Annotated in this window: 22 protein-coding genes, 1 tRNA gene and 1 pseudogene; 12 read left to right on the top strand and 12 right to left on the bottom strand. The window is 46.0% G+C overall.

The genetic code is table 11. The annotated features are described in order from the left end of the window. Positions 1-152 (top strand): annotated as a pseudogene (locus DKW60_RS24725) (IS5/IS1182 family transposase); the annotation flags it as partial. A 236-nt stretch (positions 153-388) separates the two neighbouring features. On the opposite strand, the gene DKW60_RS17435 reads toward DKW60_RS24725, so the two are convergent. The 3 genes from DKW60_RS17435 to DKW60_RS17425 form a co-directional block, all read right to left on the bottom strand. Further along, positions 389-464 (bottom strand) — tRNA-Thr (locus DKW60_RS17435). Between the two features lie 242 nt (positions 465-706). Further along, positions 707-1,108, bottom strand: a complete 402-nt coding sequence (locus DKW60_RS17430; protein ID WP_109838948.1) for a hypothetical protein — start codon at positions 1,106-1,108, stop codon at positions 707-709. A gap of 10 nt (positions 1,109-1,118) precedes the next feature. Further along, a complete protein-coding gene (locus DKW60_RS17425) occupies positions 1,119-1,571 on the bottom strand; it encodes a tetratricopeptide repeat protein (RefSeq protein WP_109838947.1) in 453 nt (150 codons plus the stop codon). A gap of 125 nt (positions 1,572-1,696) precedes the next feature. Between DKW60_RS17425 and DKW60_RS17420 the strand changes: the two genes are divergently transcribed. Together DKW60_RS17420 and DKW60_RS17415 are read left to right on the top strand one after the other, a co-directional pair. Further along, entirely contained in the window at positions 1,697-2,809 is a 1,113-nt protein-coding gene (locus tag DKW60_RS17420; RefSeq protein WP_109838946.1) for an anthranilate phosphoribosyltransferase, read from the top strand. Positions 2,810-2,857: 48 nt separating this feature from the next. Beyond that, a complete protein-coding gene (locus DKW60_RS17415; RefSeq protein ID WP_109838949.1) occupies positions 2,858-3,052 on the top strand; it encodes an Alvin_2107 family globule sulfur oxidation protein in 195 nt (64 codons plus the stop codon). An 86-nt stretch (positions 3,053-3,138) separates the two neighbouring features. Here the strand turns inward: DKW60_RS17415 and lysM are convergent, their stop codons facing one another. Further along, the gene (lysM, locus tag DKW60_RS17410; protein WP_109838945.1) at positions 3,139-3,576 is read right to left on the bottom strand and encodes a peptidoglycan-binding protein LysM; all 438 of its coding nucleotides are present in this window, start codon (positions 3,574-3,576) and stop codon (positions 3,139-3,141) included. Positions 3,577-3,663: 87 nt separating this feature from the next. Continuing rightward, positions 3,664-4,353: a C40 family peptidase gene (locus DKW60_RS17405; RefSeq protein WP_109838944.1), complete on the bottom strand. Its 690-nt coding sequence runs from the start codon at positions 4,351-4,353 to the stop codon at positions 3,664-3,666. 263 nt (positions 4,354-4,616) lie between these two features. On the opposite strand from DKW60_RS17405, the gene mrcB reads away from it, so the two are divergent. The 6 genes from mrcB to DKW60_RS17375 are packed head-to-tail and all read left to right on the top strand — an operon-like array spanning position 4,617 to position 12,242. Next, the gene (gene mrcB / locus DKW60_RS17400; protein ID WP_245929727.1) at positions 4,617-6,917 is read left to right on the top strand and encodes a penicillin-binding protein 1B; all 2,301 of its coding nucleotides are present in this window, start codon (positions 4,617-4,619) and stop codon (positions 6,915-6,917) included. 41 nt (positions 6,918-6,958) lie between these two features. Further along, positions 6,959-7,813 carry a tetratricopeptide repeat protein gene (locus DKW60_RS17395; protein WP_109838942.1) on the top strand — a complete coding sequence of 285 codons (855 nt, stop codon included), beginning with the start codon at positions 6,959-6,961 and terminating at the stop codon, positions 7,811-7,813. Beyond that, positions 7,813-9,732 (top strand): DNA repair helicase YoaA, encoded by a 1,920-nt coding sequence (gene yoaA / locus DKW60_RS17390; protein ID WP_109838941.1) that lies wholly within the window; start codon positions 7,813-7,815, stop codon positions 9,730-9,732. Before DKW60_RS17395 ends, yoaA begins: the two co-directional genes overlap by 1 nt. After that, entirely contained in the window at positions 9,729-10,430 is a 702-nt protein-coding gene (tsaB, locus tag DKW60_RS17385) for a tRNA (adenosine(37)-N6)-threonylcarbamoyltransferase complex dimerization subunit type 1 TsaB (RefSeq protein WP_109838940.1), read from the top strand. The genes yoaA and tsaB overlap by 4 nt, the downstream gene beginning before the upstream one ends. Continuing rightward, positions 10,431-11,474: a tRNA pseudouridine(13) synthase TruD gene (truD, locus tag DKW60_RS17380; RefSeq protein WP_109838939.1), complete on the top strand. Its 1,044-nt coding sequence runs from the start codon at positions 10,431-10,433 to the stop codon at positions 11,472-11,474. Between the two features lie 36 nt (positions 11,475-11,510). After that, positions 11,511-12,242, top strand: coding sequence for a lytic transglycosylase domain-containing protein (locus DKW60_RS17375; RefSeq protein ID WP_109838938.1), 732 nt, complete (start codon positions 11,511-11,513; stop codon positions 12,240-12,242). A 1-nt stretch (position 12,243) separates the two neighbouring features. Here DKW60_RS17375 and DKW60_RS17370 read toward each other — a convergent pair whose 3' ends face one another. Beyond that, on the bottom strand, positions 12,244-12,762 hold the full coding sequence (locus tag DKW60_RS17370) for a hypothetical protein (protein ID WP_109838937.1): 519 nt from the start codon (positions 12,760-12,762) through the stop codon (positions 12,244-12,246). Between the two features lie 342 nt (positions 12,763-13,104). On the opposite strand from DKW60_RS17370, the gene DKW60_RS17365 reads away from it, so the two are divergent. The 3 genes from DKW60_RS17365 to truA all read left to right on the top strand — a co-directional run bounded on the left by DKW60_RS17365 (position 13,105) and on the right by truA (position 18,521). Next, positions 13,105-14,127: an aspartate-semialdehyde dehydrogenase gene (locus DKW60_RS17365; RefSeq protein ID WP_109838936.1), complete on the top strand. Its 1,023-nt coding sequence runs from the start codon at positions 13,105-13,107 to the stop codon at positions 14,125-14,127. 318 nt (positions 14,128-14,445) lie between these two features. Continuing rightward, the gene (locus DKW60_RS17360; protein WP_109838935.1) at positions 14,446-17,640 is read left to right on the top strand and encodes a motility hub landmark protein FimV; all 3,195 of its coding nucleotides are present in this window, start codon (positions 14,446-14,448) and stop codon (positions 17,638-17,640) included. Between the two features lie 98 nt (positions 17,641-17,738). Then, positions 17,739-18,521, top strand: a complete 783-nt coding sequence (gene truA, locus DKW60_RS17355) for a tRNA pseudouridine(38-40) synthase TruA (protein ID WP_109838934.1) — start codon at positions 17,739-17,741, stop codon at positions 18,519-18,521. Between the two features lie 13 nt (positions 18,522-18,534). On the opposite strand, the gene dapE is transcribed toward truA, so the two are convergent. From dapE to DKW60_RS17325, 6 genes are all read right to left on the bottom strand, one after another. Continuing rightward, positions 18,535-19,662, bottom strand: a complete 1,128-nt coding sequence (dapE, locus tag DKW60_RS17350) for a succinyl-diaminopimelate desuccinylase (protein WP_109838933.1) — start codon at positions 19,660-19,662, stop codon at positions 18,535-18,537. Positions 19,663-19,685: 23 nt separating this feature from the next. Then, positions 19,686-20,033, bottom strand: a complete 348-nt coding sequence (locus tag DKW60_RS17345) for an ArsC family reductase (RefSeq protein WP_109838932.1) — start codon at positions 20,031-20,033, stop codon at positions 19,686-19,688. 9 nt (positions 20,034-20,042) lie between these two features. Then, positions 20,043-21,635: a hypothetical protein gene (locus DKW60_RS17340; RefSeq protein ID WP_146203514.1), complete on the bottom strand. Its 1,593-nt coding sequence runs from the start codon at positions 21,633-21,635 to the stop codon at positions 20,043-20,045. A 57-nt stretch (positions 21,636-21,692) separates the two neighbouring features. Continuing rightward, the gene (gene der / locus DKW60_RS17335; protein ID WP_109838930.1) at positions 21,693-23,105 is read right to left on the bottom strand and encodes a ribosome biogenesis GTPase Der; all 1,413 of its coding nucleotides are present in this window, start codon (positions 23,103-23,105) and stop codon (positions 21,693-21,695) included. A 147-nt stretch (positions 23,106-23,252) separates the two neighbouring features. Further along, entirely contained in the window at positions 23,253-24,584 is a 1,332-nt protein-coding gene (locus tag DKW60_RS17330) for a DUF3131 domain-containing protein (RefSeq protein WP_109838929.1), read from the bottom strand. Continuing rightward, the gene (locus tag DKW60_RS17325; protein WP_109838928.1) at positions 24,581-26,473 is read right to left on the bottom strand and encodes a glycosyltransferase family 2 protein; all 1,893 of its coding nucleotides are present in this window, start codon (positions 26,471-26,473) and stop codon (positions 24,581-24,583) included. The genes DKW60_RS17330 and DKW60_RS17325 overlap by 4 nt, the downstream gene beginning before the upstream one ends. Positions 26,474-26,510: the final 37 nt, after the last annotated feature.

Below are 26,510 nucleotides of genomic sequence, written 5' to 3'. Positions count from 1 at the left end.
ATCGGCGAAACAGCATTGAGCATATGAAACAAGATGGGAAGCTGGGTCGTTGCTACCTGAAAGGCCAAACAGGTGATGCGATCAATGTCATTCTATGTGGTGCCGGACAGAACATCCGCAAGCTACTCAGGTGGCTTTGTTTTGCCTGGTATTTGCTAACTAGTCGAAAACTACATTGGTTTTTCTTAGCACAAGCAAAGCCACAATCAGTTGTTGATGACAGTCACTCAGCGAGTCTGGCTACCTAAAGTGTATTAATCAGGGTCGACGAGTTACCCTATAAGGCTAGACCCAGTAGATTCTCAAAAAGAAGTGTTGTTTTTCTTGAATTCTCGCCTGCTTGGTATAAAAAAGACCGTAGTGTAACACTACAGTCTTTAAATATCTTTGGTGCCGCAACCAAGAGTCGAACTCGGGACCTACTGATTACAAGTCAGTTGCTCTACCAACTGAGCTATTGCGGCTAAGAATCTGCGCATAATATAGAAAATATATTTCTGTGCAAGCATTTTTAAAACATTTTTGTAAAAAGTCAGATGTTATGTTCTATCCAACTTTCAAATTAAACCAACATCGACGATTCTTGTTGTTTTTGTTCTTTATTATTATTGTTCGTGGCGCCGTGTTGTAGCCCCTGAAAGCTGTGTCACATTCTACGGGACGCCCCTGAATAGTTGCTGAATTATTTACCATTAATAAAAATAGCTTATGAAGGTTTTTCAGGACGATAAAATTGCACGGGTTGTTCAGTACTGGACTGTTCATAGCTTCGGTCAAACACTAACTCAATATTCAACACATCATCGATATTGCCTACCGCTTTGACTTGTTGTAATTCGGGTATGCGTTTTGCCAAGTATGTGCTCATCGCCATTGCTTGTGAATAGTTCTCTGCAAATAGGGCGTTGATGAGTGTGTTGGCGACAAACTGAGCTCGCTGCATCGGATTAGGGGATTCAACATGCTCCTGACCTAGGTTAATGCCTCGATCCATATTTTCATCCATGATGTCGAGCGCACGTCGTTGCTGCCCCGGTAGGGGTTTAGCTCGGTCGAATTCCAGAATAGAAGCCCCATTGACGACCACAGCTAGTTTTGATTCATCCATATTCACATTCTCAGCTTAGCTCATCGAATCCTGCTTGCTTATAAAGTGCTTGTGCTTTCTCCAGATCTTGCTCAACCCCGTCGCCTTGCTCGTACATCATTCCCAAGGTAGTTAGGGAGCCTTGCAGGCCTTGCTCAGCTGCTTTTTCAAACCATTTCACGGCTTGTGCGCCATCTTTAGCCGCGCACTCTCCTTGCATGTACATAAAGCCTAGACCGTGCTGCGCCATAGCATATCCCGCTTCGGCGGAGGCGGTCATCAGTTCTAGTGCTTTTTCAGGATTGGCCACGCAACCCAGACCGTTTTGGTGCATGATGGCCATTAGGTGTTGTGCCTGTGGGTCATTATTTTTAGCAAAGGGTGTAAAAAGCTGCATAGCTTGTGCAAATTGCTTGCTTTCAAACGCCGCCATAGCGCTGGCAAAATCAACAGATTCCTGATCGGTGATGCTTGTGTTTGTCATAATCTCTCCCCACAATAGCTTACGAATTAATAGTCTTAGAGCACTGTATATTATAGCTCTCTAAATATCCCCCCTCTATGGAGGTATTCAGAAATGGAATTGCCTCCGTATACTTTGGTTAATCTATGAATGATCTGAATTTACAACTCCACATGCGCCAGTGTATCCAGAAAGTGGCTACCGGGCCCGATTACAGTAAAGACCTTTCATTTGAGGAAGCGCGTGATGCTATGCGGGCTATCCTGACGGATGATATAGATCCTGTGCAAACGGCGATTTTATTCATTGCACTGCGAATGAAGCGCGAAACTGATGAAGAGAACCGAGGCATTTTACAGGCTTTGATTGATACATCAGAGCATGCGACTGCGTCGGTTGATGAATTGGTGGATATTTCAGATCCTTATGATGGCTATGCCCGCGGAGTGCCTGCATCACCTTTTTTACCAGCTGTATTAGCAGCGTTAGGGGTTAATGCGGTATCACACGGTTTGGAAGTCGTTGGTCCTAAGTTTGGTGCCACTCATCACCGTGTCTTGAAAGCAGCAGGCCTTAATGTCGGTTTGAGCGTGACAGAAGCCGCTGCTCAGATTGAACGGATCGGCTGGGCTTATGTGGATCAACAGCAGTTTGCACCAGCCTTGAATAACCTGATGTCATTGCGACAGCGCATGGTGAAGCGTCAGGTACTCAATACGGTGGAGTCATTACTAGGTCCGGTCCGTGCGAAACACAAGACGCATTTTATGTGTGGCTATGTGCACAAGGCTTATCCGCCAATCTACGCCTCATTAGCAAGGCAGGCAGGTTTTGATACAGCCATGTTTGTGCGTGGTGTTGAAGGTGGCACGATTCCATCACTTCAGCAGCAAGGAAAATTGTTTTACTACCATGATTTAGGGGAGTTAGCGCAGCGTGATGTGTCTCCGGGTGATGTGAATATTGAGGCAACGTCGCGTGCCATTCCATTGCCGGATGACCTTCCTGAAGTGCAGATTTCTGACACTATTTCATTGCCGGTTGATGGTGATGCGCTCGCAGCAGTGTCCGCCCAACTTGGTGTAGCGGCATTGTCAGGCGAGAGGGGTATGATGTACGACTCAATGGTTTATGCGGGATCAATTGTTTTGACGCATCTTGAGTGTTTTGAGTCGATGAATGAGGCAGCAAACGCTGTCCGTCAGGTATTGGATAACGGTGCAGCATTGGATGTCTTTCAGGCTGCACAACAGGCTTAAGAGATTTGTTCTCTTAAATCGATGAATTAATTTGAGAGAGGAATGATTATGAATCAACAATATTACAATGCGGTCGTAGCAATGGAAAAAGCAGATGTTGACCCTGAGTACATTCAGGGATGGCAGTGCGGCTATTTATTGAACCCAATGCGTGAAGAGCAACGTCTTACTGAAGCCTACGAGGCAGGTTATGAGGCTGGGAAAGAAAAAGATGTTGAGGCTTATAAAAGTTATAATGCTTAACGTCTGACAGGGGGTCTTTAATCATCAAGTAGATACAAAAAAACCGGCAGATGCCGGTTTTTTTATTACTGATATATCGACCAGAATTACTGATCCATTGGTATCCGGATCTTCTGACCTGGAAAAATCAAATCAGGGTCTTTAATCACTTCGCGGTTTTCTTCGAAAATGCCGGTGTACTTGCTGCCATTTCCGTAGAACTTCTCAGCGATCTTCCATAAGCTATCGCCTTTAGCAACCTCGTAATAAGTCACCTCAATCGTTTGTGCTGGTGCTACTAAATCGTCAGCCCTTACTTCTTCGACGCCGAGGGCATTACCGGCCATGAGCACCGCTTTTTCGTAAGCGGAGGCTGACTTCGCTTCTCCTTTGATGGTTGCAACACCGTCTTCTACGACAACCTTCAGGCCTTCGATGCCCGGGTTATCATCTTCGATATGCGCTTGTAACTTTTCTGACGCATCATCGTCATCACTACCAAAGATTTTTTTACCGATATTGCGAGCAAAATCAAAAAGTCCCATTTTCCACTCCTGAAATTAATTTATTAGTTTATTGCACGGTTAATAATAGGGGTTTTACCAAAGTATTCAAGCAATAAGCAAATCGGATTAAGAATTTAGATAACTACCAAATTTAACAAAGCGTTTTTTCCAGTAAGGTAACTCCATTGAAGCGACAACGGCTCTTCGGTTACTGGATGACGCATGAATGAACTTTCCATAGCCTATGTAGATACCTACATGATTAGTGCGAGAGTTAATTTTAAAAAACAGCAGGTCTCCGGGTTGAAGGTCCTGAAACTGAATGGTTTTACTCTTGTCACGCTGGGCTGCCGCTGTTCTGGGCAGACTCATGCCAATGGCCTGTTTATGAATAAATTGCATCAAGCTACTGCAGTCCAGACCTCTGGCTGGATTATTGCCACCGTAGATATACGGTATTCCGATTGCAGCATGCGCCGCATCCATGATTCGGTGTCGTGCCTGACTGATCAGATAAGGGCCTCGTATTGGGTCAGTCTTCGGGTGGATGGCTTGTCTGCTTATTGTTTGGCGTTGTGGTGGGCTAGGTATGTTCACAATAGGTGGTAGCGGGTTCTGCATGACCACGGGGTTATTATTCGGAAATTGCTGTCTGGTCGGTACCATTGCAGGCTCAATAACAGGCTGCGGTTCAGTAAAAAAAATTGGCAACACACGGTTTTGATCATCAACAACCATTTGTGTGTATTGTGCGTTGGCCGGCAATGTAAGCGTCCCAATAAATAGTAATGTGAGGTAATTGACTGGCTTCATCATGGCGATTGTATTTCTTATTATTTGCGTGGAGGTTTGGCTTTGTTAGTTCAGGCTGCCAGTAAATGGCTTAGGGTAGGCTGAATAGCCGATTGGAGGCATTCTGATTGATACTCTTTTTGTGAGAAATCGTTTAGAATCTGCGTTATTCTTAAAAGTCTTGTTATGCAACGCATGTCAGACATCAATAAAAACACGGTAGACGGAAATTACTTTGTCATATTTCTTTAATTCCCAAACGTTACGCGGTCGTAGAGGATAGTAGTGTGAGTTTTCTTTGGTCGTTCGTAAAAATAGTGTGGCGGGTGTTCCGCATTGCGTTGCTGGTATCCATTGTTATGGGTGCTTTGGTTGCCGCAGCTTACGTCTTAAAACTTGATGATCAGGTTAAAACACAATTCGCTGGTAAACTTTGGGCATTGCCGGCTCGTGTGTTTGCCAGACCGTTAGAACTGTATGAAGGACAGACCTTATTCGCGTCTAACCTTGAGAAAGAGCTACAGCTGCTAAATTATACGAGTGTTGCAGGAGACCCGTCGGGTACAGGGCAGTACTCTCGCAACGGTAATACCTTCAAGATTTATTCTCGTGGATTCCGCTTCGCTGAAGATACCGAGTCAGAACGCGCATTTGAACTCAGTATCAATAAAGGGCGCATCAGCTCACTAAAGCATCTTAATGATACCGGACCATTGAACCTGATGCGCATGGAGCCGTTGCTGATCGGTAACTTTTATCCGAGTCACAATGAAGACCGGGTATTGGTGCAGCTTGAAGAAGTCTCCCCAATGCTCATTAAGGGCCTGATCGCTGTTGAAGATAAAAACTACTATGATCACGTCGGCATTAATCCAAAGTCAATCATGCGTGCATTATTGGCTAATGCGAAAGCGGGACAGACAGTGCAGGGTGGTAGTACCTTAACCCAGCAGCTGGTTAAAAACTTCTATTTGACCAATGAAAGAAGTCTCAAGCGAAAGGTCAATGAGGCGACGATGTCGCTATTATTGGAGTTGCATTATTCCAAAGAGAAAATTCTTGAGACTTACCTAAATGAGATTTACTTAGGTCAAAACAAAAAGCGAGCAATACATGGGTTTGGTTTGGCGTCTCAGTTTTATTTTAGCCGCCCGATCCGTGAACTAGAGACTGATCAAATCGCGCTGCTGATTGGAATGGCTAAGGGTGCATCCTACTATGACCCGAGACGCTTCCCTGACAGAGCGCTGGAGCGCAGAAACTTAGTGCTGGATGTGATGGCGCGTGAGTCCGTGATCACCAAAGAGGATGCTGCACTCAACAAGGCAAAACCGTTGCATATAACAGCCAATGCACCGCCAAGTGTCAGTCCTTTCCCTGCGTATCTGGAACTGGTTAAGTCGCAGCTACAACGTGATTATCAGGAAGAGGATCTGCGTAGTGAAGGCTTGTTGATTTTCACTGCGATGGATCCGATCGTTCAGTTGACCTCTGAAAAAGTCCTGAGTAAGCGGGTTGCATCACTTGAGCGTCAGCAACGCATTGAACGTGGCAAACTGAATGGTGCCATGGTAGTCAGTAGTGTTCAGGATGGTGAGGTATTGTCCGTTGTCGGTGGGCGAGATGTGCGTTATGCCGGTTATAACCGGGCCATGGATGCACGTCGTCAGATCGGTTCTTTGGTGAAACCAGGTGTTTTCTTGGCGGCACTGGAAAAGCCTAAAGAATATACTTTATCAACGTTAATCAATGACGGTCCGGTTAAGGTTAAACTGTCTAATGGTGAGGTATGGGAGCCTGGCAACTATGATTTGGGTGACTTAGGTCAGGTCACACTGGAAGACGCTCTGGTAAAGTCCAGAAATACGCCTACAGTTCGTATCGGCATTACCATGGGTATGAACAATATTGTTGATAAATTACATCAGATGGGTATCAACTCAGAGATCCCACCGTATCCGTCGGTACTTTTGGGAGCCTTGGAGTTATCGCCACTGGAAGTGCAGCAGATGTATCAGACTATTGCATCTGGTGGTATGTATACCCCGCTGAAATCGATCCGTAGTGTAATGGATTCATTTGGTCGGACCTTGAGACGTTATCCACTCAACATCAAGCAGGTGACAACACCGGAAGCAAATTATCTGCTGACTTATGCGATGAATCGTGTCACTAAAGTTGGAACAGCGAATTATCTATCAAAGGTTTTGCCTGCGTGGAAAAACTCAGCCGGTAAAACCGGAACAACGAATAATAAACGTGATAGCTGGTATGCAGGCTTCACCGGTCAGCATGTAGCGTCTGTCTGGGTAGGTCGGGATGACAACAAGGAAACAGGCTTAACGGGTGGTACCGGAGCTATTAAGGTATGGGCCGACTTGTTTAAGGTTTTGCCTACCAGACCATTAAAGCCGTTAAGACCCGGTAAGGTTCGGTTTGTTAAGGTCGATAGGGAAACGGGGCTCTTATACAATCCGAATTGTGGAAAGTCAGTCACCATGCCATTTATTCGAGGTACACAGCCTCGTAAATATCGGGTGTGTGTGGTACAAGCAGTACCTCAACCTGAAGTTGCTGTTGATCAATAGGGCAAATAAAAACTGAACATCGTGGAGTGTCAGAACAGATCATGTTTGAGAAAGTAATGCTAAGAGTTAGTGCGCTGGTCATTGTGGGAATGGGTAGCGTGGCATGTTCGAATGTTGAACAAAGAAGGGCGCCGGTAGCTTCATTGCCACCAATGCCTGTTATTCAACCTCAGCTACAACCACAACCTCAGGCGAGAGTGCAGGCTCCACAAAACACATATGTTCCACCTGCATTTGAAGAATACAAGCCTCAAAGGCTACCTCAGTACAATCCGCCACTGGAAAGCTTTGAGAGCTATGTGCCTGAGAAAGATTATGAAGCGGCATATACGACGCCTTTCACAGAAGATGCGCCCATAGTTGAGGAGATTAGACGTCCCGAACCAGAAGTCGCCAGTGTCGAACCACCTCAACCCGTCATTGCAGAACCAGCTCCGCCAGTGGAAGATACAAGTAAAAATGAGTTAGATATTGACCCATTTGCCAGTGTCCCTGATCGTGAGGTAATTGCTGTCAGACCAAGCGGTAATAACGAGCCGACAAGACCTGCGCCACCCGCAGCTAAAAAATCATTGTCAGCGGCTGCGAATGCATTATTGCTGGCGGCTAAAGCGGAGTCGGCTGTTGGCAGGCATGATGCCGCCATTACCAAAGTGGAGCGTGCTTTGAGAATTGAGCCGCAAAGTCCATTGCTGTGGTATCAGCTTGCTGACTTTAACTACAAGAACAAACGCTACGATCAAGCAATTACGCTAGCCAGAAAGTCATTGCAACTGTCTTCAGGAAACCGTGATTTGGTCTCAAAAAATCTGGACTTAATGAGCAAAGCTGCAACTAAAGAAGGTAATACCAGAGTCTTTAGAGAAGTGCTGGACTATAAGAAAATGAATCCTTGATGGCAACGAATGACTGGCAAGCTTTGCTTGCAGAAGACGGGCCCATAGCGAGTGTCATTTCAGGCTTTCAGGTGCGGCCTCAGCAGCAAGAGATGATGCAGGCTGTTTCTGAAGCGATTGAAACCAACGGCTCTGTGGTCATCGAAGCGGGTACAGGGGTTGGTAAGACATTCGCGTATTTGCTACCTGCTTTCCTCAGTGGCGGTAAAATTATTGTTTCTACGGGCAGTAAAACCCTGCAAGATCAGTTATTCCTTAAAGACTTGCCGCTGGTAAAAAAAGCACTCAAATCTAATACACAGGTCGCCTTGCTCAAGGGGCGGGCTAACTACTTGTGCAAGCATCGCATGAGGCTAGTGCAAATGGAGGCACGCTTTAAAGACAAAGCATCAGTCTCTCATTTGCGAAAAATTGATGATTGGGCATTTGTTACCGAGTCTGGTGATGTTGGCGAACTCACGACTGTTCCGCGAGACTCTGAGGTTTGGCCAAGTGTCACCTCAACAACAGATAACTGCTTGGGGGCCGAGTGTGCAGATTATCAGGAATGCCATGTGGTACAAGCACGTCGCAATGCTCAGGAAGCAGATATTGTCGTCGTAAATCATCACCTGTTTTTTGCAGACTTAGCGCTTAAAGAGGAAGGCTTTGGCGAGCTTTTACCAAGTGCTAATGCAGTAATTTTGGATGAGGCGCATCAACTGCCCGAGATTGCATCAACGTTCTTTAGCGATGTTCTGAGTAGCCGCCAACTTCAGGAATTCAGCCGGGACACGAAGGCTGAATGCCTCGAGAGTGCCTCAGACATGAGTGACTTACGTGACTTATTATCCAAGCTGGAAAAAGTAGTACTTGATCTACGATTAGCAATGGACAAACCCGGTCTGCGTGAGCCTTGGTATAAAATCCGTGATAAGGCTCCGATTCAGCGCGAGTTGCAAAACCTGATCGACGTTATGGATGAGTTGCTTGGTCAACTTCAGGTTGCCAGTGAACGGAGTAAAGGCTTACAAGCCTGTTATGAGCGTTTGTTTATTCAACGACAGCGACTACAGAACTTTCAGGAGCCAAAGCCTGAGACTGTGCAGTGGTATGAAACCTATACACGTTCATTCTCTTTGATTTCAACGCCACTTGAAATAGCGGAACCATTCCGCAAGCAGCTGACCGCTTACCCTTGTGCGTGGGTATTAACGTCTGCGACCTTGGCGGTCGGACAGTCCTTTGATCATTTCACGCAGCGAATTGGCTTGGAAGAACCTAAAACATTACTGTTAGATAGTCCGTTCGATTATTGGAATAATGCGCTTTTATACGCACCACCCGATATGCCAGAACCTCAGCAGCATGATTTCATCCCACGACTGGTAGAAGAAGCGATTCCGGTGATTGAAGCTGCGAAGGGGCGTACATTCATACTGTTTACCAGTTACCGTGCGTTAAATCAGGCTGCTGAATTGTTAAAATCTGAGATTGAATATCCAATTTTAGTTCAGGGTGATACCTCACAAGCTGAAATGATCAAGCAGTTTAAAGAATTAGGCAATGCGGTATTGCTCGGTACGAGTACTTTTTGGGAAGGGGTTGATGTCCGCGGTGATGCTTTGAGTTGTGTGATTATCGACAAGTTTCCGTTTGCATCGCCAGGCGATCCGGTTCTGGAGGCACGCATTAAATCGATTCGTGAACAAGGTGGTAATCCATTTGGTGAATACCAGTTGCCACAGGCTGTGATTGCAATGAAGCAGGGTGTCGGGCGATTGATTCGCGATGAGCAGGATACAGGGGTGCTTATGATATGCGATCCACGACTACGAACTAAGTCTTATGGACGTACCTTTTTAGAGAGTCTGCCAAGAGTGCCAAGAACGAGTAAGCAAGAGGTGGTAGGGCGTTTCTTTACCAAGTTAGAAGCATGAATATTTTAGCGATTGAAACAGCAACAGAGGCTTGTTCGGTGGCGATATATTGTGACGGTGATATTACTCATCGTTATGAATTGGCACCGCGCAAGCACACACAATTAATTTTGCCTATGATGGACGATGTCCTGAATGAGGCCGGTGTGGCGCGTAATGCCTTAGATGCTATTGCTTTTGGCCGTGGCCCGGGAGCTTTCACAGGTCTAAGGATTGCTGTAGGCATCGCACAAGGGCTGGCACTGGCTCTCGACAAGCCGCTGATTGGTATATCGACACTTGCAGCGATGGCTCAGCAGGTAGTGGATATGCAGGGTGTGAATGACCTGACGTTGCTGCCCGCCATTGATGCCCGAATGAATGAGGTTTATTGGGGGTGTTATCAGTGCATTGATGGCGAGGCGAGTATACAGGGAGAAGAAAGCGTGTCATCACCGGAGATTTTACTGCAGCAAGACAAGTCAGAGACTATCGTGTTAGGAAGCGGCTGGGAGGCTTATCACGCGCCTGTGCTAGATAATCCGCCTGAATGGATTAAACAGTCTGTAGCAGATGTCTATCCAAATGCCTACTACATCGCTAAGTTAGCCGCTACGGCCTATCAACGCGGGGAGCTTCTGGATGCTGCTGACGCAGAGCCAGTTTATCTACGCAATAATGTCGCTAAGAAAAAGGGCGAACAGGGTAAGTCTGCCTAAATGAAGTTTTCCAAAACGCCACATGCGGCAGATATCACTGGTGACATCAGAACGCATCATGCCGACTTTCAAGTGGATGAAATTCCTGACTTTACCCCCAGCGGTGATGGTGAGCATGTTTGTCTAAAGGTTCAGAAGGCGGGACAAAACACAGAATGGGTTAGTAAGCAGTTTGCTGATATAGCCGGCATTGCAAGACGCGATGTTTCCTATGCTGGTTTGAAAGATCGTCACGCTATTACCACACAATGGTTCAGTGTCTGGTTACCCGGAAAAGTCTCACCGAATTGGTCAGAGCATCTGCCGGAGTCGATCAAGGTGCTCGAAGAAGTCAGGCATAACCGTAAGGTGCGAATAGGCACTCTGAGAGGCAACCGCTTCAAAATCATTATGCGTAATTGTACAGGCGACAAAGCACGTCTTGAACAGGCTATCGCTGCAATTAAGGCGCAAGGTGTACCAAATTACTTTGGCCAACAACGTTTTGGATACCAATTTCATAACATTGAGCGTGCAACATTGTGGTTTGAGGGTCAGATAAAACCAAAGGCCAGACATCAAAAAAGTATGTATCTGTCAGCAGCCCGCTCATTAATATTTAATCAAAACCTGTCACAACGAGTCTCAGCCGACACTTGGTGTCAGGCGTTGGATGGCGATGTTTATCAGTTGAATGGTACAAAAAGCTGCTTTTACGAACCATTAGATGCAACGATTTTGCAACGCGTTGAACAGTTTGATTTACATCCCACCGCCCCACTATGGGGTAACGGGGAATTAATGTCACAGTCAACGGTACGCGAACAGGAAGCAGCAGTGGCAGAGGAGTTCGCTTTGCTGTGTCAGGGTCTTGAAAAACATGGATTAAAGCAGGAGCGTCGTTCCTTGCGACTTTTGGTCGATCAATTGAGTCATCAGTGGTTAGATGATGATTGTCTGGAGCTGGTTTTTAAGTTACCACCGGGAAGTTATGCGACCAGTGTATTGCAGGAGCTTGGTCAGTTTACCGACATTGCTGAACTAAACAGAATCAAGACAGACTAAATCAGAAGCAATAATAATATCGGGCTTAAAATTTCCATGATGACTTCTCATTCTATCAAAAGACTTGCAGCGGCTTGTGTCGTGTTCACAGGGATAAGCCTGTCTCAGTCAGCACTTGCAGCGGGTTGCCTGAGTGCAAGTCCGCTTAGTATTGAACGAAAAGCTGCGGCTCATGCAGGGGTGATTTCTCAAGCTGCGCGTCAGTACAGTATCGACCGCGAATTAATTCAGGCAGTGATTGCTGTGGAGTCATGTTTCAATCAACGAGCCGTTTCACCTGCAGGTGCTCAAGGTCTAATGCAGCTGATGCCCGCGACGGCAGAACGTTTTGGTGTGTCTGATAGCTTCAATGCGAAACAAAATATTCTGGCTGGTGCGCGGTATTTACAGTGGTTATTGAAGCGATTTAACGGAAACTTACGCTACGCTGTTGCCGGGTATAATGCAGGTGAGGGGCGTATTGATCAGTACGGTGGGATTCCACCATTCAAAGAAACACAGAACTACGTTAAGCACGTGATTGCGATCTATTCCCGTTTAGCGCCAGAGAAAGCGGTGACGCCTAAAAATACCATTGCCAATGGTACGGTGTATTTCCCGTATGCACCACTGAAGAAGCCAGCAAACACTAGCAGGCAGGTAAGTGCAGGGCAATCCACAGCGACGCAAGTATATCAACCGGCTCCCCTGAAGCCGCTGACCGCAAAGCCGGGGCGACAGGGAATAGACTACATGCGTAAACATGCCCCCCACTTATTCCGTCAATAATTTAAGGCTTTAGTAACGTTACCTGAAAAGTAGCTTTACCTGTCTTGCCTGACTGAAGTGGGCCTTTATGCTTCCAGCGGATGTGCGTGTAATCAGCTGCTTTAGCGATAACCATTTTACCGTCTTTACCTTTCTTCTTTAGCTTGTCAGGGGTGGACCATGACTTTCCACCATCAATTGAAAAACTGATGTCTGTATTTTCGCCATAAGCAGACTTAGAGACATATTGGGTCAGTTTAGGAATTGGGTTGATAATATTGATACCATCAACTGACTTTTTACTGATGTTTTTAAATTCAGTCGTGTAGTAGACGATTTTCCCTGGCAGCACTTTCACGGCGGGGATCTTCTTCTCAGTTTTCTTGCCATCTTTTTCAACAGTGACTTTCGTTTCTGCTTTTGACCATACCTTGATTTGTTCCTCTGCTGCGAATACAACAGAACTAATAATAGCAAGCGTGAAAATGATTAATGTGCAAATAATGAAATATGTGCGGTTATTTTTATAATGAGAGTGCATTTTTTATACCTTATTTTTATGATGATACCAGCATCTCTCCAATACTATTCCTAAGTGATTAATCGCCACTTAATATTTGTGACTGAGCCATTGCTGCTGGCTTAATAGTTTGATTTTTACTCAGATAAGTGTCAGAAAGTGCTTATCACCACAAAGTACCTAAAAGACTGCTTGTCCTCGCAATATCACGTATAATCTCCCGCGCTGTGGATCAGCTTATTCTTTACGTCAGTCTCTTTATGACTGATACCGATAAGCAATGAATCCTGTGTTAGGACTAGTTTTCCAAACTAATCATATAACTAGCTGTCTATTGTCATAAGTTAAATTAAGGAACATTGAATGCACAACAACTACGATATTGCGATTGTCGGTGCAACCGGTATGGTTGGAGAGGCTATGTTGTCCATTTTAGCGGAGCGGGAATTTCCTGTCGGTAAGCTGTTTTTGTTGGCCGGAGAAAACTCTGCCGGTAGTCGTGTTGAGTTTGATGGTACCTATTATAAAGTAGAAAAAATAAACGACTTCGATTTTAGTCAGGTACAAATAGCCTTGTTTTCTGCAGGTGCGAAGGTTTCTGAGGAATACGCCCCGATCGCTGCTCAGAATGGTTGTGTCGTGATTGATAATACCTCACAGTTCAGAAATGACTATGAGGTGCCGTTGGTAGTGCCTGAAGTCAATGCCCATGCTATTGCTGAGTATCATAGTCGCGGAATCATCGCGAACCCTAACTGCTCAACCATTCAGATGTTGGTCGCATTAAAGCCAATTCATGATCTGGCGAAGATTACCCGTATTAACGTTGCGACCTATCAAGCAGTGTCAGGGGCTGGTAAGAAGGGCGTAGAGGAGTTGGCGTCACAGACGGCAAAGCTACTGAATGGTCTGGAAGCAAAAACCAAAACATTTGGAAAACAGATTGCATTCAATGTGTTACCACACATTGATGAGTTTCAGGATAATGGTTACACCCGTGAAGAGATGAAAATGGTGTGGGAAACCCAGAAAATTCTGGAAGATGATGAGATCCTGGTAAACCCGACAACCGTCAGAGTACCTGTGTTTTTTGGTCACTCTGAAGCGATTCACATAGAAACACGTGAAAAGATTTCAGCTACTGTGGCACGGGAATTGCTTCAGTCAGCGCCTGGTGTGTCAGTTATGGACGAAATGGTTGATGGCGGATATCCAACACCGGTGACAGAAGCGGCTAATAAAGACGCCGTATTTGTTGGGAGAATTAGGGAAGACTTGTCACATTCGAACGGTTTGAATCTATGGGTTGTTGCTGATAATGTACGTAAAGGAGCGGCGCTAAATAGTATTCAGATAGCAGAAATTTTGATCAGAGATTACCTTTAGTCCCATTACTACTTGAAAGCTGACACTGAATTGTCACATTATGACAATCACTCGTCAGATAATGACAGTGAATATCGATTATTAAGGTTCGATTCAGAGGATTGTTGCTATTAATTACACACGGTCGGAGATGGCGACGTTTCTGACTAGTTCAAATCATAGAAAATGATTTAACTTAATTGCATAATTTACTCTTGAATATAAATAAAAAAACAATAGAGCACGGTTCATGATTCAATTCACCGCCATTAAGATTATTAGATTTTGTCGGATGCACGGAATGGATAGAGCATTATTGCTACTAAAGGGGATTAACAAGTGAATAAAAAAGCCTTAAGTTTAGCTGTAGTTATAGCTATTTCCTACCCAGGCGCATCGTTTGGATTAGGGCTTGGCGAGATAGAATCTGCCTCGCATCTAAATCAGCCTTTTAAAGCGAAAATAAATCTACTCTCAACTAATGGTAGTGATATCTCTGCCCTTAGAGTTAAGGTTGCCTCACCATCAGTATTTAGTCGGGTCGGTATTGATCGTCCGGATTATTTGAATAGTCTGAGCTTCCGTTCGACGGTGCAGAATGGTAAGCCTGTTATCTTGGTCAGTTCGAGTCAGCCAATTCAGGAGCCTTTCATCAACTTCCTGTTGGAAGTGAGTTGGCCAAAGGGGCAACTTCTCAAAGAATACACAGTGTTGCTTGATCCACCGGTGCTCATGCAGCCGGGTACATCCATTGCCAGCAATACAGTAGGTGTACGACCTGATCCTGTTCGCACGACGACTCAGCAGCCTGCAGCTGTTAATAACCAACAAACTACCGCTCAGCAACAACAACGTCAGCGCGTTATTCTGCAGCAACAACGCCAGCAGCAGGCTCAGCGTCAACAACAAGCACAGCGCCAACAACAGGCTCTGCGTCAGCAGCAAGCACAACAAAATGCTAATGATGGTTTACGTCGTCCGGGCGCTCCACTGTCTCAGGCTGCAGCGTCACGTGCAAATAGCAGCAATACTTATCGCGTGCGCAGCGGTGATACACTATTCAAGATCGCTAAGAAAGTAGGCTATCAAGGTGTGCGCACTGAGCAAATGATGATGGCCTTGTTTGAGGCGAATCCAACGGCATTCCGTAAGCGCAATATCAATAACCTGAAAGCGGGTGTGACGATGAGACGTCCATCGGTGAATGAGGCGAAGCGTATTAGCCTGACTCAGGCACGCCAGGAAGTGCGCGGTCAAACTGCTGAGTGGAAAGCTGAGCGCAGAGCTGCGGTCGCGGCGAAACCAAAAGCGAACAACAATACAAATACGGCGTCGACCACAAGTCGTACACCATCCTCTGGCGCTGACTCAACAAGTCAGGCAAGAATTGAGGTCTTGGGGTCGACTGGAGATGATCGTTCCGTCGATAGTGGTAACTTAGTGGGTAAGGCCAAAGTTGATGCGTTGAACCGTCAGCTAACACTTGCGAGTGAGTCACTCACCGCCAGAACGCATGAGAACAACGAATTAAAATCACGTGTTTCAGAACTGGAATCATTACTTCGTAAGAAGAATCGCCTGATTACGTTGAAGAATGAGCAGCTTGCTGAGCTACAGGTTAGTCTAGGCAGAAAGCCTACTGCAATGACTGGCGGTGACAGTACCACGGATATTGTGGATCCAATTGCCGAGCAGGGTGATGGGATTGAGCAAACGATTGTGGGACAAGAGGGGAATGAAGGAACGATTCTTCGTACTCAAGATCCTGCTGAAGCCATTATCAATGATCCGACTACGCCTGAGATCTTCCAGTCTCCGGTTGATGAGCCGACGATTGATACTGCAATGACAGCACCTGTTCAGCCTGAAGATGATAACGGTATACTTGATATGCTGAGCTCTCCTCTGGTAATGGGACTTGGTGGTGGTTCACTGCTGGCATTGATCGGTGGTTTATTATTCTTACGTCGCCGCAATGCAAAAGACGAGTACGATGAATATAGCCCGATTGACTTTGATGATCCGTCATTAGCACCAGGTAGTAGTGGTTTTGATGATGATGTTCGTCCTGATCCAGGTCAGAGAATTGAGCCGACGGCAGATCCGTTTGCCAGCCCTGAAGATGATAAGTTTGTTGACGACTTCCAGGCTGATCCAATGGCTGACCTCACTGCGGACGACCCGATTGCACCGGCAGCCGTCGCACCAGCAGCGATTGATTCGTCTGATGCAGATGCTAAAGATGATGATATTTTGCAAGAGGCTGATGTCTATATTGTTTATGGGCTTCATGAGCAAGCTGAAGTTGAGCTAAAGAAAGCTATCGAGAAACAACCTGATAATCTTGAGTATCGCGCTAAGCTGCTGGAGAACTATCACGCGTCTGATAATAAAGAAGCTTTTGAGCAGGCAGCCACTGAGTTCTCGGCACTACAGGGGCCTAACAAAGCAATGCTTTGGGATAAGGTGTCTGGCTGGGGACGTAAGATGCTTCCTGCAAGTCCTTTGTTCGCAGGTCCGGGCGTCGCAGCTGCGATTCAAAATACTGCTCCGGCAGCCGCACCAGCACCAGTCATAGAGGAGGCTAAGTCTGACTCAGGTATGGGTGGATTAGGTGTAGCCGCAGGTGCAGCAGCACTGGGTGGTGTTGCAATCACCGCAGGTAAAGCGATTGCCGATAATACCAAAGATGGTGTAGGTGCATTGGGTGATAGTGCTAAGGATGCAATGTCAGGCTTGACAGATGAGGTGCCGTCTCTGGATGACTTTACTCCTGATGCTGCTGACACACAGGCAGAAACCTTAGACTTCGATGATATGGATCTTGATAGCCTGTTATCAGCAGATGATACTGCCGATGCAGCTGCATCTTTAGATGTGCCAGAAGCCGATATTGCAGATAGTCTTGAGTTGCCAGAGGAGTTTGATATCTCTGAAAGTGTTGAGCTTCCGGATGCTCCTTCTCTGGACTTAGGGGCGACAGCTGACTCAGAAATTGGCGAGATGGAATTCGACTTTACTGAGTTTGAAGTAGATGACACTTCACTTGAAGAAGCTAAAGCAGTCATTCCTGATGCGCCTGAAGCTGACAGTGTTGATGAGTTGCTGGAAATGGATGATTTCTCGGATCTGGACTTAGATCTTGGTGAAAGCTCTGATGACCTTCTGAAAGACTTAGATAAACAAGACTTTGATTCAACTAGCTTAAATCTGGCTCTGGATGGCAGTGACAGCGGTGTTGGTAAAATTTTACCTGATAATAGTGTTTACAAGATGTCAGGCGATGTTGCTGAGAAGTCAAGAGATGACGTGCTTGATGAGTTGGGCGATGATGATTTGTCATTCCTTGATGTTGATAATGATGTCAGTGATGATCTGATTGAAAGTCAGGTCAGTACAAAGCTTGATTTAGCACGTGCTTACATCGACATGGGTGATGTCGACGGTGCCAGAACCACACTTGAAGAAGTGATGGTGGAAGGTAACGATGCACAACGTGATGAGGCAGCTGAGTTACTACAGCAAGCAGGCTAAGATTATTTGGTTTGACGTATCACAAAGGCCGGGCAATTGCTCGGCCTTTTGTGTTGAGGCCTGTTAGAATAGCTCTCTTTTTTTATCAATGATTTCTTATGAAATACGCAGCCTGCATAGAATACGATGGATCCGCCTACTTTGGGTGGCAGTATCAGGATCACGCGCCGTCTGTGCAAGGTGATGTTGAGGCTGCTATCTCCCGAGTGGCTAACCATCCCGTAAAAATAGTTTGTGCGGGCCGAACCGATACTGGCGTGCATGGCATTGGCCAAATCATACACTTTGAAAGTGAGTCTGATCGCAGTATTGACGCTTGGCAGTTTGGAACTAATAGTAATCTCCCGGACACCGCTGTAATGCGTTGGGTTAAACCTGTTGATGATCGTTTTCATGCGCGATTTTCAGCAGGCGCAAGGCGCTATCGCTACATTGTGTTAAACCGTGACACGCGCCCTGCAATTCTTAGTAAACGAGTTGCTTGGACCAGAAAAAAACTCAATCATGAATTAATGCATCAAGCATCACAGCATCTGTTGGGGGAGCATGACTTCACGAGCTTAAGAGCAGCGGGTTGTCAGGCTAAGCATGCGGTTAGAACGATTCATGATATTGGCGTCAGTAGAGAGGGCGATTTCATTTATCTGGATGTCAAGGCAAATGCTTTTTTATACCACATGGTGCGTAATATTGCAGGAACCTTATTCACCGTTGGTGAGGGAAAAAACTCAGTTGACTGGGTGGCAGAGCTAATAGCTAAGCAAGATCGTCGTGAGGCAGGCGCTACCGCCCCTGCCGGGGGACTTTATTTCGTGCATGTTGATTATCCTAAGCAGTATGAACTGCCTGAGGAATATCACTTGCCATGGTTTAATGTCTGACTGAAATGGCTGTTTACGCTAACAGCTTTTTCATAATGCGATAGTAGATTTCTTCCAGAGGCTCGAGGTCATCCACTTCAACACATTCATTGATCTGATGAATCGTAGCATTGCGTGGGCCTAGCTCAAGCACCTGGGCGCCAGTAGGCGCAATAAAACGACCGTCTGAGGTTCCACCAGATGTTGATAACTCCGTATCTGTACCGGTGACTTCCTTTATTGATTCAACTGCAGCAGCAACCAGTTCGCCTTCAGCTGTTAAAAAGGGAACGCCAGAAAGTATCCATTTTAATTCAACGTCTAAGCCGTGCTTTTCCAATAGGTCTTGTACACGTTGCTTTAATTGATCCGCAGTGACTTCAGTTGAAAAACGGAAGTTAAAGATAATATCCACCTGTCCCGGAATAACGTTTGTTGCGCCCGTGCCAGAGTTAATATTAGAGACCTGAAATGTGGTAGGTGGGAAGAACTCATTACCCTTGTCCCACTCCATAGCCACTAACTCTGCCAGCATTGGCGCAGCGAGGTGCATTGGATTATCTGCAAGATGAGGGTAGGCGACATGGCCTTGCTGGCCGTAGATCGTCAGATAACCATTGAGTGAGCCACGGCGACCATTCTTTATAACATCACCCAGTGTATCTTTGCTTGAAGGCTCACCGACTAAACACCAATCGATCTTCTCATTGCGCGCCTCAAGAGCTTCGATGACTTTAACCGTGCCATTTACGGACGGACCTTCTTCATCACTGGTGATCAGGTAAGCAATAGACCCTTCGTGTTCAGGAAAGTCTTTTACGAAACGTTCGCTAGCGACGGTAAATGCGGCAATACTAGACTTCATATCGGCAGCACCACGGCCGTACAATAAACCCTCTCTGATTTCAGCATTGAAAGGGTCACTATCCCAGTCAGTAATAGGGCCAGTCGGAACAACGTCCGTATGACCTGCAAAGCATAGCAGTGGCCTTTCAGTACCACGGCGCAGCCAGATATTATCCACCTCTTCGAAACGCATGTTTTCAACAGTAAAGCCGTACGGCTCGAGTCTGTCACAGAGCAGTTTTTGACAACCTGCATCTTCTGGAGTGACGGAGTTGCGGTTAATCAGGGCTTTACTGAGTGCCAGCGTTTCATTCATAGATAATCCGGTTTGGTCTTGGTTTAATCAAAGATTTCAGCGTAGGTTTTATCACTAAAGCCTACGAGTACACGGTCTGATAGCTCTAATACGGGGCGCTTAATCAGAGTAGGCTGATCTTCCATGACCATCAGTGCCAGAACTTCATTAATATTTTCTTTGGTTTCATCGGGTAGATTTCGCCAGGTAGTACTACGCTTATTCAGTAGAGCTTCCCAACCTAGCTCTGAGGCCCAAGCTGAGAGTTGTATCGTGTTTAAACCATCTTCACGAAAGTCATGAAAGGTATAATCAACATTTCGCGCATCTAAGAACTTACGTGCTTTTTTGACCGTATCGCAGTTCTTAATTCCATACATTATTGCTGTCATAGTGTTCTCTTAAAAGAATCGCTTAAGTGCCCGGTATTTCGGTGCTTTGCTGTCTGGTTGATTGAGGTGTTCCTTGATACCCCAGCTACCAAACCATTGCGGTGGACGGGGTGCCGAGAAGGCAACAAATAACTGATCACCCGTGATTTGCTTCCAATTGTTCAGGAACTCAACGTAAAAAGTTTCCATTGGATTTGCCCGATTGGCACCAATCAGGAATGGATTAGCTCCTTTCTTGGTGGATTTTGCACCCATATCAGCCAAGTGCTGACCACCTTCATAAGCGATTAACTTGACTTTGTATTTATCCGTCTCGGCTTTTTGTCGCTTGAGCATGTTGTAGACATTATCCATAGAGTACGGGTTTTTTGGATCTTTAAGGACTTTAAATACGTCTGGTACTGAGCGAACCTGATGAAGGTTGCGGGCATGCACAAAGAAGTACGGTGCGATCGCAAACGCATCGACATGCTGATGTGCATTCATGTAGCTCAGTAATATTGGCGTGAGACGAGGGTTGGCAGCCCAGCCACCCAGTACACGGGTAAACGGTTGGTGAGAGCCATAAACCTGCTGCCAGATCCGAAAGATTTCAAGCGAGCGTTTCACGTAAAATTTATGGCCTGCCTGAGCACGGTCAACATCCAAACGCTGCTTCAGGCCCATTGCCTTTGTGTAGTGAGCGCTTGAGAAGGCTCTGTTCCAAGCTTCATTGGTATATTCAACATACGGCTTAATGCCCGGACGTAGATGCTTTTTCACATACTGCGCATAGTTACGAATCAGATTGTCATCTGCTTCTTGTGGAATATTAAACCAAGGTGTCGCATTGAGTTTATTAGCAAGTTTTACCATGACTTCTAATGGCACACCACGGCGTCCTTCTTCACCAGCCCAAGTTGCTTGCTCCATACGCGGAAGCGCATTCCAGCTGGCCACTTCGTTACGAGTAATGCCTGAGATATTCATCATACGAATTACTTTGAAGCGACGCATGAAGTTCAGGTAATCAGGGTTAAAAAGCAGATGCTGGTGGTATTTTTCAAAAGACTGAAAGTTACCGGGACACTGCGCTGCTGAGTTGACGCGCTGGAAAGGGTTGTTTGCACAGATACCGCCAGGCAATAAAAAGCGGATATTGCGAATGTAGTTTTGTGGATTACTCTTTCGAATGACCAAGGTGATCTTGATCCACTTGTCTGCACCTGCACGAACCTGAACCACATCACGCCCCTGCGCGCTGTGCACGGCCCGTGCGTCATCTCCGTAGGTAATCTGGCCTTCACCATCATACAGCACTGTGTAATTACCATCAGGGATGGTGCCGGCAGGTATCCAGTGAACAACATTTGAGCCTGCCACTCCTCCTTTGAGATTGCTAGGCCAGCCATTCTCATCGTATTCGATATAACCTTTAGTCAGGCGCTTAGATTCGTCAAATGGTAATGACATCTTAAACAAGTCAATGAAGGGCGCACTGGCGTCCTGTGGCGTGACCTCATTAGTGTTCATTCCCAGAGGCATCTTTGCCTGAAGTTGCGCGCTTAGCACGAGTGCCAGGCCTGCCATAAAGAATGTCGAAATAGTGCGATAGTTAGCCATAGCTTTCATCCTTGTAGTTTCCGGATAACAAATATTTTTTATAGTAATTTGTGCTGATTATTTACCCTTTTTCTTTTTGTAGACAGGGCCTTTTTTATCTAAACGATACTGCTGACTTGGTGACAACGCATTACGTTTCTTAGTGTTGCCTTCAAAGGGGTTGTCAGAAGTCTTAAATATGAGACGAACCTGGGTTCCTTTGAGTTTTAGTGTGATTCTGAAGTAATTCATCAGGTAGCGTTTATAACTGCCCGGAATTTTACTGGTTTGGTTACCATGAATAATGACAATAAACGGATTATTCCCACCTTGGTGAGCGTAACGAAGCTTGATTCTGAAGCCATTAACTAACGGTGGTTGATGTTCTGCGAGTGCGGTTTCTAACATGCGGGTCAGGCGAGGAGTAGATACCTTGATCATTGACGAGGCATGAGCGTCGAGCACTGACTGATACAGATGTCCAACACCTGTTCCATGCAGCGCAGAGATGAAGTGCTTGTCCGCAAAATCAATAAACGGCAGTTTCAGATCCAGTTTTGTTTCAATCTGCTCACGCTGGTATGCGTCTAAACCATCCCACTTATTAATGGCGACCACGAGTGCCCGACCCGTGTCCAGTATCATACCCAGCAGATGGGCGTCCTGATCAGTAATCGTTTCCTGAGCGTCTAAAAGCATGATGACCACATGCGCAGATTCAATCGCCTGTAGTGTTTTAACGATGCTGAACTTTTCGACAGCCTCGTTGATTTTACCGCGCCTGCGAATACCGGCAGTGTCGATGAGCGTGTATTTTTGTTCATCACGTTCGAAAGGGATGAAGATACTGTCACGGGTAGTACCGGGCTTATCATAAGCCACAACACGCTCTTCACCCATAATACGATTGATGAGGGTTGATTTGCCCACATTGGGTCGGCCAATGAAGGCAATACGGATACTGTCATCATCTTCATCAGGCAGTTCTTCTGCTTCACCTTCCGGAGCTTCATCGAGAATCAGATTCATCATCTGAGTCACACCACGGCCTTGAGTGGCAGCGATGGCAAACATCCCGGCAAAACCTAAACCGTAAAATTCCGAAAGTGCCTGATCAGGGTCAACCGCATCAGTTTTGTTGACGGCAAGATAAACCACTTTGCCTTCACGACGCAGACGATTGGCAACCATTTCATCGGCTGCTGTCAGGCCTTGCTTACCATCGACTAAAAACAACACAATACTGGCTTCATCAACGGCCAGCCATGTCTGTTTCGCCATGTATTCATCGATGCCGGCATCATCACCGCTCAGGCCACCGGTATCAATGATGAGATAATCACGCTCACCAATAACGCCGGTACCGTACTTTCTGTCACGGGTTAGGCCGGGGAAATCTGCAACCAATGCATCACGCGATTTGGTGACACGATTGAAAAGAGTGGATTTGCCGACATTTGGACGGCCAACGAGTGCTATTACGGGTCTCATAGTGCAGATTTTGCGATGTTTCTGAATTAAAGGCGGATAATAGCAAATATGGGGCGGCAGTGTGTTTATTTCTTAAAAGACGATAAAAAAGGCAGCCACTAATCACTAGTGCTGCCTTCGTTGCGTCGTTGCTGTTTGTGGTAAAGACTATTTGCTAGCCACGACTTGCTGCTTGCGCTTAAGAAGAGGGCCAAGTGCCTTGTAAGCCAATGACTCCAGAATGATTCCGTTAGTATTGGCTGTCAGTGCTTTGTTAGGTTTTCCCGTTTTCTCATAAAGTCCTGAGTACCAACCTTTTTCAACATCGTGAAGTTTACTGGCAGCGTCTATGAGCTTCTGAGTGTAATCAGTCTCATACAGAGCGTGCCAGCCAAAAGCAGCCTTAGTACTCAGGCTTTTGAATTCACTGGCGTCTTCGCCACTTTCTGTGATTGCATTCCACGCCTTTCCACTGGTAAACACCGTGTTGTAAACGAAGTAGGGGGCTTGGTCGATATTATCTTCACTCACTGCGGTGAGTATACCCGTATCTTCATATCGTGCTTTTTGCACTGCATACACACGGTTGGAGAATTGCTTTGATACCTGGTCCCAACCAAACTCAATACCGTCAAGAATGTATGGCTCACTCACCACGTAGTTATGCGCAGTAAATTCCTCAGGTCGCCGGCTATCTGTGGCTATGTTGATGCCGTAGATTTTGATGAATTTCAACCATGACTGGTAGTCCAGTGCTTCAGCAACATCAAACCCCATCAATTGTAATGACTTTGCAGCATACTCTTCATAACCGAGCCGGCCTTCCTGAAGATACTGTGTTTTGTTATTTTCACGCAATGCACCATACATGCTGCCTTTCTTGACCATTGCATCAAGGTCCCAGCTGTTGACGACTTGCTGAACCTGGTCGGTAAATTCAGGATAGTGCCATACCAACACGTTAACAGGCACCATGAAGCGACCGATATCGATCGCAGACCAACCAATCCCTTCTGCAGTAGGGCGGTTTTTGTAGTCAACCATTTTCAGGCTGATCGTATTGTATGATTTGTTAGGAAGTTTACCCTCAAATAATGGCATTTTCGCTAAGCTATCGAGTAGCTTGACTACCCGGGCGTTGAATTCATCTTTGGTGATGATTTCCAGGCGTTCTGCCGAAATCAAGCCCATAAGATAGGATGAGGTATCCCACAAGGTTGAAGCATTATATTTGTGGGCAGAATTAACCATGCCGGTTTCATCAATGGTGTTATTTTCAAAATAGCGCCAGGCAATTTTAGCCCATTCTCTTTCTTCGCTAGTCAGTGGGCGCGATTCGGGAATTTCAATGATGGTGTCATTTTTGATATTCACGCGGGCAGACACCCGATTTTCAAAGTCCATATTTTCCATGGTGATGACGATACCAAATGCCGTCAATAAGGCCAGCATAAAGACGATATGGCTGCGCGCCCGTATCAGATTTTTTTTGAAGCTCATGCTTGCCCCTTAGTCATTACGTGTTCTGAGAAATTAGTCATTGTTGATTCTTGTTGTATTGGTTCAGGGCTTTCTTCCGGTACCGCTGAGTCTGGTTTCCAGACTGCTGCATACACGATGCCACTTAAGGCCAGAATATTGTTGATCCCCCAAAACGTGTTAAGCAATACGCCGTCGATGGAAAAGCCGACATGGCCCATTGAGATCTGCCACCACGCATAGATAATGCCGATGGTGGTTAATACTATGATGCTCAGTTGTGGAATGACCAAATGCAGGAATGTACCTTCTTGTCTGTCTTTCGGTGTGACCGGGAAACTTATCTTTTCGCCTTTTAATACTGTCCAGATTGCTCTGAGATTATTAGGAAAAAATGCCAGATACGATGCCTTGGATTGATAACCTGCCAGCCCCCAGCAACCCACCATAAAGGCAAGCTCAGTCATTAGCAGAAATGGCAAAATATGCGCATAAAAATCCATAGAATAAGCTTGTACCGGAGCAATCGCGGTAAACAAATAAATCAATGGCGCACACAAGAAAATAGTGTTCCAGATGCCGCCAATATAAGACCAAATCGTTGTGGCATACATCATGCGTTGCGGCATGCTCATACCTTTACGAAATACCGGATTATCATTTTTAGCGATATCTAATGTGCCGCCCGCGTATTTAAAGCGCTGAATTGTCCAGCTCAGTAAATCCTGAGGTGACAGCATTTTTGATTCAACTTCAGGGTGCATGACGGACTTCCAGTTACGACCCTCATCCGCATGCAGCACAATAGATGTGTATATGTCTTCAGAGACATGAAATCGATAGGGTGTGAACTCGTTATCTTGTAGTACCTGATGCTTTAAACCTGCAGCAGTGATTGGGTCAAGTGTTGTTTCACCGGTTAGCTTTGTGATTTCGGCCGAATTGCTTTGTACTTCTTTATCGATAGACTCAGCATAGGTTTTAAGCGCTGCTTCCATGACGGCTTCGCGGCGGTGAATAGAGCCTGCACCGCAACAAAAAGAGGCATTACACCAGTTACGTCGACGTTGAATCACGTCATAAAACATCTTCGGTTCATTCACAAACGGGTCTTCACCAATTTGCATCGGACCGATAACCTTCTCAATACCAGCACCGATCATTCGGCCCGGTGTTGATAAGTACTTACCCATCGTTTCTGAGAGTGAGCGACCTTCCGGTAAGTCAAAAAACCATTGTGGTGTCTGCACCCACGCAACATCAGGATCACGAAAGTAGCCTAAAGTATGTTCAAGAATCGTTGGAAAAGGGCGGGTATCTGCATCACAGATAACAATGAAATCACCGGATGTCTGCTCCATGGCATTTCGCAGATTACCGGCTTTAAAGCCAATATTATTGTCACGGGTAATGTAGTTGGCGCCTTCCTCTTCGGCAACCTTTTTCATACTCTCACGCTTACCGTCATCCAACACATGAATCTTGATATCAATACTTGATGGATAGGTAACGCGTTGTGCATCTTGTAAGCTCAGGCGAACCAGCTCCGGATCTTCATCATAGCTGGGAAAATATACATCGACTTTGATGGGTCTGTCTTGCTGAGGCTCATACGTCACCACATCACTCAGCATGGCGGGTGGTTCTTGTCTGGGTGTGTCCTCAACTTTCCAGAGATTGTATGTAAAGAAACAAAGACCAATGAATGCTCCGGTCTCAGCGACAACGAGTGGGATGGCGTACCACAGAGCCTCGTAGTTGAGTGAGGAGGTCCAGCGCCAGTAAATATACCAACCCCCTAATGTTAAATTGATAACGGCCAGATATTGCCAAAGCAGTTCGCGACTTGGCGAATGCGGTAAAGGCGGTTCTGGTTTTCTGTTTTCAAATTTATCGAAATAAAACCCCATGATGTTACCCGTTTGTTTTTATTTTTTTAGGCTTGCC

Source organism: Leucothrix pacifica, from assembly GCF_003172875.1.
Lineage (GTDB): Bacteria > Pseudomonadota > Gammaproteobacteria > Thiotrichales > Thiotrichaceae > Leucothrix > Leucothrix pacifica.
Note: the sequence above shows the minus strand (reverse complement) of the source record. Positions and strands in the feature narration are given on the sequence as shown.